Below are 14,720 nucleotides of genomic sequence, written 5' to 3'. Positions count from 1 at the left end.
GCTCGGCCCATGCCTGCAAGTTTGGGGGTCAAGGATAGTCTTTCAAGGCACAACAGGTTGCGATTTAGCAGATAGTCGGCCTTTGCAACGCGCGAGGACTGGCGTACGCTGCGCGGCCGTTTTTTTCACCGGATCCAAAGACATGAACAACGCCACCCCGGCCCGTGCCTGCGGCATTGACTTCGGTACCTCCAACTCCACCGTCGGCTGGCTGCGCCCCGGCGAGGAGACGCTGATCGCCCTGGAGGACGACAAGATCACCCTGCCTTCGGTGGTGTTCTTCAATATCGAGGAACGCCGTCCGGTGTATGGCCGCCTGGCGTTGCACGAATACCTGGAAGGCTACGAAGGCCGGCTGATGCGCTCGCTGAAAAGCCTGCTGGGCTCCAAGCTGATCAAGCACGACACCAGCGTGCTGGGCACCGCGATGCCGTTCAAGGACCTGCTGGGGCTGTTCATCGGCCAGCTCAAGAACCGTGCCGAAGCCACCGCCGGTCGGGAATTCGACGAAGTGGTACTGGGGCGTCCGGTGTTCTTCGTCGATGACGACGCCGCCGCCGACCAGGAAGCCGAAGACACCCTGGTGGAAGTGGCCCGCAAGATTGGCTTCAAGGAAGTGTCCTTCCAGTACGAACCCATCGCCGCGGCCTTCGACTACGAATCCACCATCGAACGCGAAGAACTGGTGCTGATCGTCGACATCGGCGGTGGTACCTCGGACTTCTCCCTGGTGCGCCTGTCCCCCGAGCGCCGTGGGGTCGACAACCGGCACGACGACATCCTCGCCACCGGCGGTGTGCACGTCGGCGGTACCGACTTCGACAAGCAACTGAGCCTGCAGGGCGTAATGCCACTGTTCGGCTACGGCAGCCGGATGAAGAGCGGCGCCTACATGCCCACCAGCCACCACATGAACCTGGCGACCTGGCACACCATCAACTCGGTGTACTCGCAGAAGTCCCAGTTGGCCCTGGGCAGCATGCGCTATGACATCGAAGACACCGGCGGCATCGACCGCCTGTTCAAGCTGATCGAACAGCGCGCCGGCCACTGGCTGGCCATGGAAGTGGAAGAGACCAAGATCCAGCTGACCCACGCCGAGAACCGCCTGGTGCCCCTGGACCGGATCGAGCGCGACCTCAGTGTCGACCTGAGCCGGGCCCTGTTCGAAAGCTCCATCGACGGTCTGCTGGAGCGCATCCGCACCAGCGTCAGCCAATTGCTGAGCGACGCCAATGTCGGTGTGGGTCAGGTCGATACGGTGTTCTTCACCGGCGGGTCCAGCGGCATTCCGGCACTGCGCCAGAGCGTGGCGGCGATGCTGCCCAACGCCCGGCATGTGGAAGGCAATATCTTCGGCAGCATCGGTAGCGGCCTGGCGATTGAAGCCAGAAAGCGCTACGGCTAGGCACCCCGCGCCCGACATTGGTACCCCAGGGATGGGGAAAATTTTCGCAAGGAACCGCAACGATGAACCTGTGCAAGCTGCTGCCCCTACTGACCGCCCTGCTGCTGACCGGCTGCAAGGAAGATTTCATGTCCCTGCAGTTCGAGCAGCCGGTGGGGTATCGCGGCCAGCAGATAGATGCCAAGGTCGGCACCCTGCTGAGGGAGGCGATTGGCTCTCGCGGTATCGACCCTGAACAGATCGTGCTGGAACTGGATGAGCAGGACACTCGGGTGGTCCATCTGGCCCTCGACGGCGAATTGGGTCCTGAGCAGCGGGCGGCCCTGCGCGACCTGTTTGACCAGGTCGTCAAGGCCCGGGCGGCCAGCAGCATGGCCATCGACCTGACACTCCAGGCCCAGCCCGGCGCGGCCACCCCGCAGCCAATCCCCCTGGAGCTGGCCATCACCCCCGAGGTACAGCTGTCGGCGCGCTACCAATATCTCGACCGGGCAATAGGCCTGTTCAACCAGAGCGGGGTTCCGGTGCAGATCGTCTGCGGCATCGAGGGACAATTGAACGGCGAGCTGCCCTTCAATGGGCTGAGCGTGCAACAGATCCCCAAGCAGTCGCCGGAGCATGTCTACCTGAATTTCCGCACTCAGAATTTTAGAAGACAGACCCTGCCGGCCCTGATGCAGGTCAGGGATGCCCAACTGCGCGAGAGCATGAGCAAAGGCGAGATTCGCCTGTGGGGCGAAGAGCAGATCCCGAACGACCTGCTGCGCACCAAGCTGCAATTGTCGATTGAAATCGGCAACCTGGGCGAGCAGATGCTGGCCGCCGATTTCAGTGCCGACAGCCGCCAGGACACCTGGACCAGCGAATGCGCGAAGAAGATCGAACAGTTGGGCCGACCGTTCTCCTTCCATATCGGCTCAGGCATCGATCGCCTGCAGGCGGTGACCTATGAGGATGCCGGGCGCGATTGAGCCCGGCGGGACTCAGACCAGCCCCGCCAGCTTCAACTCGCTCTTCAGATAGGCGTAATAGATCGGCCCCGCCACCACCCCGGGCAGGCCGAACGCCGCCTCGAACACCAGCATCGCCAGCAACAGCTCCCAGGACTTGGCACTGATCTGCCCGCCAACGATCCGCGCGTTGAGGAAGTATTCCAGCTTGTGGATAAAGATCAGGTAACCCAGGGCCGCCACCGCCACCCAGATCGACAGCGACAGGCCGACGATGGTGATCAGGGTGTTGGAAATCAGGTTGCCGATCACCGGCAGCAGGCCCAGCAGGAAGGTCAGCACGATCAGGGTCTTGGTCAGCGGCAGCTTGACCCCGAACAGCGGTAGGATCAGCGCCAGAAAGACCCCGGTGAAGAAGGTGTTGAGCAGGGAGATCTTGATCTGCGCGAAGACGATGTTGCGAAACGCCTGGACCAGCAGGTGCAGGCGGTCGAACAGCGCCGCCGCCAGGGGCTTGCGCTTGGTCAGGTCGGGGATGCGCTGCAGGGCGATGATGGCCCCCAGGACCATGCCGATGAGCAAGGTCACGAACATGTGCGCCGCGTCCTTGCCCACCAGTTGCAACTCGCTCAGGTGCTTGCTGGCCCAGGCGCCGATGGCGGCCTGGAACTCGGCGGCACTGGCCGGCAGGTAGGAATCGAGGAACGGCGGCAATTGGCCACGGGCCTTGTCCACCACCACCATGAACTTGCCCAGCGAGGCGCCGGGATTCTCCGCTTCATGCAGCAGGAAACTGATGGCCCCGGCGAACAGCAGGGTCAGCAGACTGACCACCAACGTGCCAAGCAGCGCCACCGCCAGCCAACGCGCACGCCGGCCCTCGATCAGCCGCTGCAGTTGTGGAGTGAGCATATTGACCAGCTCGAACACCAACAGCCCCGCCAGCAGGCTCGGCAGCAGCCGCAACGGCAAGGCCAGCAGCAGGCCGCCAAAGATGATGATCCAACTGATGAACAACAGATGACGCTGTGAAAACGCTGGCATATAGCCTCAAGACAAACAGCGGGAAAAGACCGGCAGTCTGCCAGCCTTCACCCCGGAGGAATAGTGGCAGGCGCCCCAAGGGCATGGGCTTACAGGGTACTTGAGTGTTGTGACAGGCGAAGGTTCAGTCTGTTCTGGCCTGAGGCAGCGGGGCTGAAGGGGCCGGCAGCGGCACGTCATAGCCGCAGTAGTGCAGGCGAGAGTCCAGGCGCTGGTTTTCGTAAACCAGAGAGGGCGCCGTGCAGCCGCTGATCCCCCGGACAACCACAGACCAGGGCAATCCCTGTAGCGCCGCAGATATACCCAAACACTTTCACTCTTTGTATTTGCTGATAAACGAATACCTGATGCCCGCGGCTTCGACGATGCTCCGCATCTCCTGCTCTTGCTCAGGTTCGCCAACAAAGAACAGCCAGACCCGAGGAAAGCGCTGATCACTCAGTGCGCCACCGACAATCGCCTTGTCCAGTGCCGGGTTGGCCCCGAACATCAGGAACCTGCCGTTGGGGCTTTGGGAAACCTTGGCGAACATGTCACGCACATTGAAGCGTTCAACACCCCCGCCGGCCACAATCACTAGACGATCGGGAAGCTGCCCATGGCTGTTGATCTGCGTGACAAGCAGTTGCAGATCCTGACGCTCACCTGAGCCACCGCTGTCCCTCTGCACCACATCAGCGACCTCAGACAGGACCTGGTCATGGTCCTTGGATACCGGCTGCGCCGCACAACCAGCCAAGGCCAGCAGCATCGCAATCCATGTCCAGCTTTTCATCTCCATCTCCTTATGCACTGTTGGCTGACGGGCTTGGCAGCAAACGCCTCCCCTTGGAACAGGCCCGAAGGTTCAAGGTGAAGGCGCCTTGAGATCGGGCAGCGGCACGTCGTAGCCGCAGTAGTGTAGGCGGGTCAACGCCAGGCGCTTGTCCGGATAGTCATCACCCCAGGGCAGATTCTGGTCAAACCGGGATTTGGCATAGGCGCAGGCGGTTGCGTTTTTTGCACGAATGTCGGCCAGTGTCGAAGCGGGTAAAGGGTGGATGGTCAAACTGCGAAACAGTGGTTCGATATAGAGTTGATCAAGATCGCCCCTTGGCTCACCGACTTTGCCACTCTGGCTGGCACTGACATAAAAGGGTATCGACAGGCCACTTTGTTTCTCCCAGCACCAGTACTCGACTTCATCGCCTTGTATGCCTACCGCGGGCAAATCGTTCACGCGGTAGAACCGATAACAGGCAAAGCCGTGGACCTGACGCTTCTCCACACTGTTTGGCGGGCGTTGGGTTCCGGGTAGCGCCATGTAAGCCAGCCGGGGCTCAAGGAACTTGTCCATTGGATAAAACAAGGTGCCGCCCAGATAGCTATTGATCGACATTGAAGCGGAAGTCGAATGGGCTTGCACGTTGCCGTAGTTGATCACTGAAGGGATCGTCACCGAGACCGAGCCCGACTCTTTTCGATATACGAAGTCCGCCACCAGTGAAGGGCATGCCGCGTTACGAAATGGGGCCGGAAGATCATAGGAAAGACGCGGGCTAACGGTCACACGCTCAGTCCCGATCTTGCACAGCAATCGGGTTTGCATGGTCTTGTTGTCATACTCCTGCGAGGAGCCGATACAGCCGACCAAAACCAGCACACTGGTTGAGACCGCCAGCCACTTCAGAATCACTTGAAGAGCTCCGCTCTACCATTTTTATCGATCAGGGTTGGCACTATGTACAGATCCTTCTGCTTTTTGAAATCCGTCTGCACTGGGCTGGTCGTGCCGCCGCAGATTTTCTGGTTCACACATAAGTAGTTGGAATGTGCACTGGTGGGTGGATCAAAGAGTGAGCCGAGACTAAAGAGAGATCCGACAAAGAGGCTCACTGGTTTGTCAGAGTTCCTGTAGTTGAAACCCAGCAAGTCTGGCACTGTATCTGTCTTGGGCAACAAACCAAAAAACACCGTCTGACCTTCAGGACGGTTGATCTGGAAGGCAATATCCCTCTCGTCGAAGCCCGCTTTCATGGCCGCATCGTAAAACTCCTTGGCCCCCACAGGTCCACCCGACGCTTGCACACCACCAATGCCTCCTGCGTCATCCTTCACCTGAAAATTCAATCCGCCCATTGCTTGCATCAGGATCAACACCCCCTGGCTGTGGGCAACAGGACTGATGACATAACCCTTCTTGATTCCATCGTCCATCACATCATGCAACTGACGGGAGATACCCGAAGGAATGATGTAACCGATAGTCTCATCCCAAAGAGACTCGATCAGATCCCCCACCAGGCCATGTGCCGGGTTATAGAAGTGCACGTATTCCGTCACACCACCCTGCATCGAACCGTTAACACCACCCTCATCCAACGAGTTCTGAATCCCGTTGATCGTGAGGACACCTGACTTTTCAAGGGCCTCGATCAGGCTTGTGGAGGACTTGTCCGGATCAACGATCGGCTTACCATCCTTGATCACGGTCTGGCCATTTTCAGTCTTGTAAACTGTGGTTTTCGCAAAAAGTATCCCGTCTCCGCGGATTACGGTGATAAGTGCCTGCGCCAGTGCACCGCCTTTGGACTCCACCCCGGGGAAAGTACCGAAGGTATAATCCGAGGCCTTGTCCATCGCCCCATTCATCAGCGCCGGTATCCAGGCCAACGGCGCCAGCAACGGGTTGTCGGCCAACTGTTTGCGACTCTCGGCATCCAGGTCACCAAACAGGTCGAACAGCGCAGTGGTGTTCTTGCCATAGTTCTCCATCCCCTTCTTCCACTTGTTCAGGGTCTGGATTGGACTACCCACCGCCTCAAGGGAAGACTGGCTGACATACAGGTCAGTGCGTTTCTCCTTGTCCTTGGTGATGGTGTACGCCTCTGACACATCACGATTCAAACCCGCAGTGGAGTCCACACCAGTCTTGGCGTCGTTGCGTACAGTGACGGTCCCGGCGCCCACGGTGGCGCGTACTTCCTGCTCACGCTCCTTGCGGTAGTCATAGCCACTGACACTCCACCCCGATGTCCCGCTGGTGCCCTTGCCCGCCAGGCTCTTGTCGGTGGTGAAAGCCACATCCTTGCCGCCAGTGGACTTGGCCCCATCACCGCCGCTCCAGCCAAAAGTGCCGCCAACATTGAGGTAGTAACTGTGCTCCTTGTCCTGGCCGGCGATATCCCGAAAGCCCAGGGTGTTGGTGTCCAGCTTGAGCTTGCCGTTGTCGGCGGCGATCAGCGCACCATCGATCTGAGTGTGATCCTCGGTGCGAATGTCCACGCCACTCTTGCCGGTAACACTGGTCTGCTCCTGCACCCAGTTGGTCTTGCCGGTGGTTTTGCCGACACCTGCCGAGCCGCTGACACTGCCACCGCCGCCGAGGCCGATACTCACGGTCACACTGAGGTCTGACTGCTTGCCGCTGACCTTGCCGGTGTCCGGTACCGAGGAGACAGTCAGGTCTCCGCCCACTCGCCCGATGACTTCGTCGCCACGCAAGGTTGCTCCGGCGATGGTCGTGTCCTTGCCGCTGCTGAAGCGCAGTTGCTCGCCTGCGTTGAGATGGGCGTTCTGTTGTTGCAGCCCTTCCCGATCGAGCTTGCCCTTGCCCATGTCGACACTGGCGTAGACCGATATGAAGTCCTTGCCGCCTATCGCCACGCCCACTTCGCCACCGCCACTGCGGCGGTTGGAGTCGCTGCTGGAGTCGTTCTGCGCGGCACGGATTTCCAGGTTATTGCCTGCCGCCAGGTCGATATCACGGCCGGTATGCACCTGGGTGCCGATCAGCGACAGGTTGTTCTCAGCCTTGAGATTCACATCCCGGCCGGCCAGCATCACTGTCGGCGTGCTGGTGCCCTGGTTGAAGCTCTCGGTGGCTTCCCCACGGCTGCCACCGACGCCGGCTCGGGCACTGCCGCCACCGCTCTGGCCGTTGATACCACCCTGGCTGCGGGTGGTCTTGCTTTCCCCGCTCACTGCGCCATGGGCCACGTCCAGCGTGACGTTCTTGCCCAGCAGATTGATGTCACGGCCGGCATCGAACTGTGTACCCCGGGAGACCAGTTCGTTGCCGGCAATGGCGCTGATATCGCGCCCGGCGGTGAACGTCGAAGGCCGGTTGGACTGGGTCTCTGTGCGTGAGCTGTTAGTTTGGCTGGCCGAGCCCAAGTGAGTGGCGGCGGTGGGCCCGGAGGTGAACTGGTTGATCGAGTCAATGGTGCTCAGCACGCTGGAAGCCTTGCTGACGTTGTCATCCCCCTTGCCGGTACCTTTCAGGGCATCCATGGTATTGCCGAAGTTGTGACTGACGTTGACGGTCAAGCCGTTGCGATCACGACTCTTGCTGCGTTCCTCAAGACTCTCTTCGCGCGCGGCGTCGAGAATGATGTTGCGTCCGGCCTGCAGGTTGACATCCCGTCCGGCATCCACCGAAGAGCCGCCCTGTGCCAGATCACGCCCCGCCTTGATCGTCACATCCTGCCCGGCAAGCAGCAGGCTCGGTGCCGCGGTCTGTTCGGCATTGCGCGACTTGTCCTTGAGCCCTTCGCGCCCGAGAAATGCGGTCAGGCCATTACGGTCGCTTTCCAGGGAGAGCCCGGTACGGCTCTGGCTTTTCCAGTTGCTCTGGTCCTGGCTGTTGCTCCCGGCCAGGATGTTGACGTCGCGTCCGGCGCCGACATTCAAGTCGCCCCCGGCAGCCACGGTACTGCCAATCAGGTTCACGTCTCGCGCCGATTGCAGGGTCGCATCACGCCCGCCGCTGACCACACTGCCAACACTCTGGCTTTGCTGGTTTTCCTGCCCCGATTTTTTCGACGAAGCCACGGAGATAAAGGTGCCGGAACTGGAAAGCCCCACCTTGCTCTTGTACTTGTCGCTCTGGCTGCTGGAAGTGTTGGCAGCGTCCATCAGGTTGATGTCGCCGTTCTTGTCGATCAGCCCGGCGCGCACTTCGGCATCGCGCTTGGCTTCGATGGAACTGGCCGAAAGGTTGACGTTGGTCCCGGCGATCACCACCGCGTCATTGCCGGCACTCAGCTCGCTGCCCACCTGGGTGGTGCTGCTGGAGGTGCGGCTTTTGCCGCTTTTGTTCAGGCCAAAGCTGCCTTTCTTTTTCTGGCTGTAGGAGCTGTCGTGCTGCTCCTGGGCCGATACCAGGCTAACGTCCCGGGTGGCGCCCACCAGCAGGTCGTTGCCGGCCTTGAGCTCGCTGCCGACCACGGTGACATCGCGCCCGCCGTTGAGGCTGATGCGGCCGTCCTTGTCCTGGCTGACGTTGACCATCAGGTCGTGCCCAGCGCTGATTTGCGAGGCCACGTTGGTGGTAGAGGAGTCGGCGCTGCGGGTGGTTTTGCTTTTACCCCAAGAGCCTTTCTTCTTCTGATAGAAAGTCGAGGACTGTTCGTCCTGGGCCGAGGCGATGACCATATCGCGCTCCGCCCCCAGCGACAGGTCATGCCCGGCACTGACGTTGCTCGCGACCACGGCCAGGTCGCGTCCGGCCTTGAGCTCGAGATTGCCGCCAGTGGTCACGCTGGAGCCCAGGGTCTGCACCGTGTCATTGGTCACCAGGCCGCGACGGATAGCGTTCTGGGTAAAGGTATGGTCCTGCACCGCCAGCAGGTCGATGTCGCGACCGGCGCTGAGCTTGGCATCACCGCCACTGGCGATCTGGCCCTTGTTGGTCAGGTCGCGTCCGGCACTCAGATCAAGCTGCTGGCGCGCACTGATCTGACCTCCCTGGTCAAGAACGGTCCGGGTACCTGCGCCATAGGCCACAGCTACCGCCGTGCGGTCATTGAGGATGTCGCCCTTGATCGCCGAGACGCTGACCTGGTTGCCGCGAATCTCCCCGGCCAGGGCATTGCGCACACTGTCCTGGGCCATCAGGCTGACGCGCTCGTTGGCCTCGATCAAACCGCCCTGGTACAGATTGCCACCCGCATTGACGCTCAAGTCGTTGCTGGCGCGCAGGGTGCCGACGTTGCTCAGGTCGCCACCGGCGATCAGGGTCATGTCCCGTCCCTGCACCAGGCTGCCGCCGCGCAAGTTGCGGGTCTCGGCCTGGGCCAGGTAAAGCACCGGTACCAGAACCTTCTCGCCCTGTACCTCGCGGGTCTCCATCCACACGATGTCATGGGTCAACGAAGCCACTTGCGCGGGTGTGAGAGACACCCCGACGCTGAGGTTCAAGCGGTCCTTGGAAGCGATGGCGTTATCCATCAGGTAACGATACTGGTCATAGTCGCTGGTCAGCCCCGAAGCCAGGAAGCGCTGCCCGGTCTGGGCCAATACCGCGTCGCGAATCAAGCGGGTTTCATACAGGCCGTCGCCCAGGCGACGCCAGGTCTGGTCGGTGTTGTAGTTCAAGTGCCCGAGCATGTAGTCCGAGCTCATGAAGCGCGAGAGGTCGGTGAAGGTCGGGTTGGTTTCGATCAGGTAGCGACCCTGAGGGTTCTGACTCTTGATGAACAGGCCGTATTCCCCCTGGGGAACTCTGTAGCTCGACAACGAAGTGGGATCGACAGCCGCGAAAGGCACGCCGGAGAAGTCCACCGGCACGAAGCTGACTTGGGTCGTGCCATCCGCTGCGACCCGCTCGATACGCTGCACGTCCTTGGCCACTTGCGCCGCAGCCGCGGTGCTTTGCGCGTTGACGGTGATGGCCTGCCCGCCCACCTGGGCAAGGCTGTTCTGCAACTGCTGCCCGGTGAGCTGGGCACGGGCCTGCTCGCTCAGGGTGCCGTTTTCCAGGTTGCCGCTGACTTGCAGGTGCAGACGCTCTCCAGCCTGCAAGGTGGCGCTATAGCCGGTCTGTGTTCCTGGAAGGATCACGTTGCTGCCAACCGAAGACGGGTACTGCAGCACCGCTGCCGGCAGTGGGTCTTGCTGGTCCGGCGCACGTCCGCTGTTGCGCGCGTTCCAGGCCCTGGTCTCACGCTCGGCAAAACGGTAGGCGCTTTTTTTCACCCAGGACAATGTGTAGTTGATGGCCTCGACCCGCTGATCCAGGGTCAGGCCGCGGTTGTAGAAGTTGTTGGCGGTGACAAAGGCATCACGGTTGGCGGCGATCAGGCTCAGCTGGTTCTCCACCGTATCGGCATTGATGGTCAGGTCACGGTTGGACACCAGTCGCGCGGCGGCGGAGTGCTCGCCCATGGTGTTTTGATAGGTGGTGTTGACGGTGTAGACCCCCGAGTGGTGCTTGCCTGAGCAGTCGGTGCAATTGATCGTGATATTGCGCCGGGCAATGCTCTCACTGACGGCATATTTGTCCATGGCGTTGACCAGGGTCGCCACATTGAGGTTCATATCTCCCTGGCTTTCGATGGTCCCGGAGCGGTTGCTCAGCAGGACCGCACGGCCGCCGTCGAGGGCGGCGAAGCTGAGGTTGCCGGCGCTGTAGATATCACCGTAGCTGTTGGCCAGGCCGTTGCCTCGCAGCAGCATGTCGCCGCCGCTGTAGATCAGGGTGTCGGCCGAGGTGGTGATGCCGTTGCCGGAGCGCAGTTGCATCTGCCCCAGGGCCCCGAGGGTACCGCGGTTGTTGATCTGTGCTGCGGACACATAGAGGTTCTGGCTGGCGATCAGGCGTCCCAGGTTGTCCAGGGTGCCGCGCAGGTTGAGTTCGGTGTCACCGCCACTGGCCAGGCGCCCGCCGTACTGGTTGAGGTCGCCAGCACCCACCGTGAGTTTGCCCCGGGATGACAGCAGTCCGCTGTTGTTCAGGTTGCCCCCCAGGTCCAGGGTCAGGTAACCGTCGCTGGCCAGTTCCCCGGCGTTGTTCAGGGTCGCCGCACCCACACGCAGGCCGCTGGCGCTGGCGATGCGGTCACCGGCACTCAGGTTGAGGTCGCTCCCGGTGCTCAGGTCCAGCGTACCGTTGAGTTGCATCAGGCCGCTGCGATCCACGGCAGCGACATCCCAGTCGCCATGGCCCAGGCCGGTGATCCGTCCCTGGAAGCCGGACAGCGCCCCCAGGTCCAGCTTGAACAGGCCGCCGCCGGCGTGCTCGATACCGCCGCCGATGTTGTTCAGTTGTCCGGCATTCAGGGCAAAGGCGCTGGAGCCCAGGGCCAGGGTACCGCCCTGGTTGTTCAGCCCGCCGCCCAGGGTGATCCGGCTTTGCTCGCCACCCACCGCCCGCACCCGGCCCCCGGCGCTGTTGTCCAGGTTGCCGCCCACCAGCAGCAGTGAGTTGCCCGACTCCACCAGCCCGCCCTGGTTGTAGAGGTTGGCCGCAACGTTAAGATCTAGCTGCCGGGCGCTGACTTCACCGCCAAAGCGGTTGTCCAGGGTCTGCCCGGTGCTGCTGAGCAGGCCATTGGCGTAGAGCTTGCCCGCCTGGTTGGTGAGGCGATCGACCACCAGTTTGAGCGCTCCGGCCTGACTGCTGATCAGTCCGGACTTGCCGTTCAGGGCACTGTTATCCACAGCCCCTGCGGTGATCCCCAGGGTCGCGCCCTGAAGGGTGCCTCCACGGTTATCCAGGGTGCCTTGGCCCAGCGCCACTTCGCCGTGGCTGTCCTTGGCCAGGATCATCCCTTGAACGTTGTTCAGGCCGCCGGCCACCAGATTCAAACCGTCGCTGCCGGCCAGCAGTTGTCCCTGGCGGTTATCCAGGGCTGCGCCCTCAACCTCCAGACGCTTGCCCTTGAGGGTGCCGCCCAGGTTGTCCAACTGCCCGCCCTGGGTCACTCGCAGCGCCTGTTCACCGGCGTCGATGACCCCGGCGTTGTTGTTCAGTGCGCCGTGGTTGAGCTTCAGATCCAGCCCACCCTGGCTGGCCACCACCGCGCCCTTGGCACTGTTGTCGAGACCGGCGGCATCGAGCCCGACGCTGCGGCCCAGCAGCACACCGCCACTGTTGTTCAATTGACCGCCGTTGATCTGCAGATGCCCGTCGCTTTGCAGGCGCCCCTGGCTGTTGAGCAATTGCCCCGCTGCCACGCCGTCGGCCGTCAACGTCAACTGCAGGCCATCGCTGCCGGCCGCCAGCAGGCCCGACGCCTGGTTGTCCAGACGTTGGGTGCTGACGGTCAGCCGATCACCGGCCAATTGCCCGCCACGGTTATCCAGCAGACCGGTGTTGGTCAGCAGCAAGTGATTGCCCACCACGACTCCGCCCTGGTTGTTCAGGCTGCCCGAGACGATCTGCACGTCGCCCGTCTTGGCCTGCAGGTGGCCCAGGGCGTTGTTCAGGTGCTGCTTGACCGTCAGCGTGAGCTTGCCGGTCTCGGCGCTCAACACCCCGGCCTGGTTCTGGCTGAGGCTGTCGAGGTTGGCGGTCAGCACATTGCCGATGACCTGACCCTGGTTGTTCGCCAGGTCCCGGGCGTCCAGCAGCAGGTTGTTCTTGCCTTGCAGCAGGCCGCCCTGGTTGTCGATGTCCGCGGTATGCAGCTCCAGTTCGTCGGCGGTGAGGGTGCCGCCCTGGTTGCCGAGCTTGCCGCCGCTGTCGAGGGTCAGTTGCGGGGCGATCAGGGTACCGCCGCGGTTGTCCACGCTGCCGGCCTTGAGGTTCAGGAGCGAAGTGGCCTGCAGCTTGCCACCGGCATTGATCAGGTCCTGATCGAGGCTCACGTGCAACGCGCCCTGCTCGGCGCTGATCAGGCCCTTCTGGCTGTTGTCCAGGCGCTTGCCGGTCACTTTGATCTGGTCCGCCAGCAGCTTGCCGCCCTGATTGAGCAACTCCCCACCCTGGGTTTCCAGCAGGGTCTGGGCCTGGAGCTGGCCGCCGTTGTTGTTCAACTGCTCGCTGATCTTGAAGGTGGCGCTGCCCTGACTGGACCCGATCAGGCCCTGCTGGTTGTCCAAGCGCTCGGCGCTGATCGCCACCTTGTCGGCGATCATCGAGCCCTTCTGGTTACTGATCTCACGAGCGTTGAGGGTCAGGTCGGCACCCGCCACTTCCAGGCGCCCACCATTGTTGTTCAGGCTGTCCAGGCTCAGGGTGGCGTTCTGCTGGTCGCCAAAGCGGATCAGGCCGCCCAGATTGGCGATGGCCGGGGTGGTGAGCACCAGCTCATTGTTCGCCAGCACGCGGGCCTGCCCGCCCTGGTTGATCAGGCGTGCAGCCTTGACCTCGACCTTGGGCCCCTGGATCACTCCGTTCTGGTTGTTCAGCGTCTGCCGTGCGGTCAGTTGCAGAGTGCGGCTGGCCAGCACATCGCCGCGGTTTTCCAGGTTGTCGGCGTTCAGCTTGACCACGCCTTGATCGTTGCGGCTGTTGTCGCTGTTGACCCCGGCCTCGATGATGCCGTGGTTGACCAGTTGCCCGGCGTCCACCACCCGCACCTGATCCCGCGCCGCCAGACTGGTGCGGACCTCGATCTGTTCCTTGGCCTGCAGGGTCGCTTCGGTCCCGGCATAAGCCTTGCCCTTGAGGTCGATGCTCTGGGCCTTGATCGCGATCGCCTGATTGGCGCCCATGCCGGCCACCGTGACCTTGCCGTTGGCATCGATCTGGATGTCGCCGGTGCTGGCCGCCATCTCCCCCGACATGTTCACGCCCACGCCCTTCTCCGTGCCCACCAGGCGGATGGCCCCGGCGTACATGCCTCCCAGGGCCGCACTGTCGATGGCCAGTTCCGGCTTGGCACTGGCATCGGCTTCCCGGGCCGTGACGCTCAGGTCATCGGCCTTGACGTCGTTGCGCCCGGTGATGACGTTGAGGTTCTTGGCATACAGGTTGGCGTTGAGCTTGGTGCTGCGGGTGATCAGGTCGAACTGATCGATATTGCTGGCGTTGAGGCCGGCACCTTCAATGCTGATGTCGCCACTATCGACCTGGAAACGATCGAGCTTCTGGCCCTCGATAATCGGCTTGCCGGTGGTCAGGGTGGCGCGCGGGGTGTTGATGAAACCGCAGCCGTTGCAGGTAATGCCATGGGGGTTGGCGACGATCACCCGGGCGGCCTGCCCGGCCACCTCGGTGTACCCCGCCAGCTTGCTGCGATTGCTGCCGGTGACTTCGTTGAGGATGACCTGCGCCGCCTGCCCCTTGAGATTGGGGTTGCCGAGGATGTAGCCGCCCAGCTGGGTGCTCTGGGTCGAGCCGGTGGCGTTGTTGAGGATCAGGCCGTTGCTGCCGACGTTGTATTCGCTGAACTTGTTGTGGGACAAGCCGCTGCCATTGGCCGCGTTGATGTTGACAATGGGTACGCCGTTGCCCGCCGCGCCGATGGTGGCATTGCCCCCGGCGGCCGGGTCCAGGGTCAGGCCGGCGGCGACACTGACGATCGGATTGAGAAACAGGATCCCCGACAACGACAGGGCAATGCATTGGGCAAAGGGCTTGCGTACGTCCATATACGAATCATCCATCCACT

General features: G+C 62.1%; 6 protein-coding genes. 2 read left to right on the top strand and 4 right to left on the bottom strand.

Annotated elements, in window-relative coordinates; genetic code table 11:
• The first annotated feature begins 142 nt into the window (after nt 1-142).
• Entirely contained in the window at nt 143-1,408 is a 1,266-nt protein-coding gene (locus P7C00_RS03635; RefSeq protein WP_346634599.1) for an Hsp70 family protein, read from the top strand.
• A gap of 62 nt (nt 1,409-1,470) precedes the next feature.
• On the top strand, nt 1,471-2,379 hold the full coding sequence (locus tag P7C00_RS03630) for a hypothetical protein (RefSeq protein WP_404938145.1): 909 nt from the start codon (nt 1,471-1,473) through the stop codon (nt 2,377-2,379).
• Nucleotides 2,380-2,391: 12 nt separating this feature from the next.
• On the opposite strand, the gene P7C00_RS03625 is transcribed toward P7C00_RS03630, so the two are convergent.
• The 4 genes from P7C00_RS03625 to P7C00_RS03610 form a co-directional block, all read right to left on the bottom strand.
• On the bottom strand, nt 2,392-3,402 hold the full coding sequence (locus P7C00_RS03625; RefSeq protein WP_346634597.1) for a hypothetical protein: 1,011 nt from the start codon (nt 3,400-3,402) through the stop codon (nt 2,392-2,394).
• A 313-nt stretch (nt 3,403-3,715) separates the two neighbouring features.
• Complete coding sequence (locus tag P7C00_RS03620; protein WP_404938144.1) at nt 3,716-4,177, bottom strand: hypothetical protein; 462 nt, start codon at nt 4,175-4,177, stop codon at nt 3,716-3,718.
• Between the two features lie 72 nt (nt 4,178-4,249).
• The gene (locus tag P7C00_RS03615) at nt 4,250-5,077 is read right to left on the bottom strand and encodes a hypothetical protein (RefSeq protein WP_404938143.1); all 828 of its coding nucleotides are present in this window, start codon (nt 5,075-5,077) and stop codon (nt 4,250-4,252) included.
• Nucleotides 5,074-14,700, bottom strand: coding sequence for a hemagglutinin repeat-containing protein (locus tag P7C00_RS03610; protein ID WP_404938142.1), 9,627 nt, complete (start codon nt 14,698-14,700; stop codon nt 5,074-5,076). Before P7C00_RS03610 ends, P7C00_RS03615 begins: the two co-directional genes overlap by 4 nt.
• Nucleotides 14,701-14,720: the final 20 nt, after the last annotated feature.

Source organism: Pseudomonas sp. JDS08PS003, from assembly GCF_045013505.1.
GTDB lineage: Bacteria > Pseudomonadota > Gammaproteobacteria > Pseudomonadales > Pseudomonadaceae > Aquipseudomonas > Aquipseudomonas protegens_B.
The sequence above is the reverse complement of the archived record's forward strand: the minus strand, read 5'-3'. Positions and strand labels throughout refer to the sequence as shown.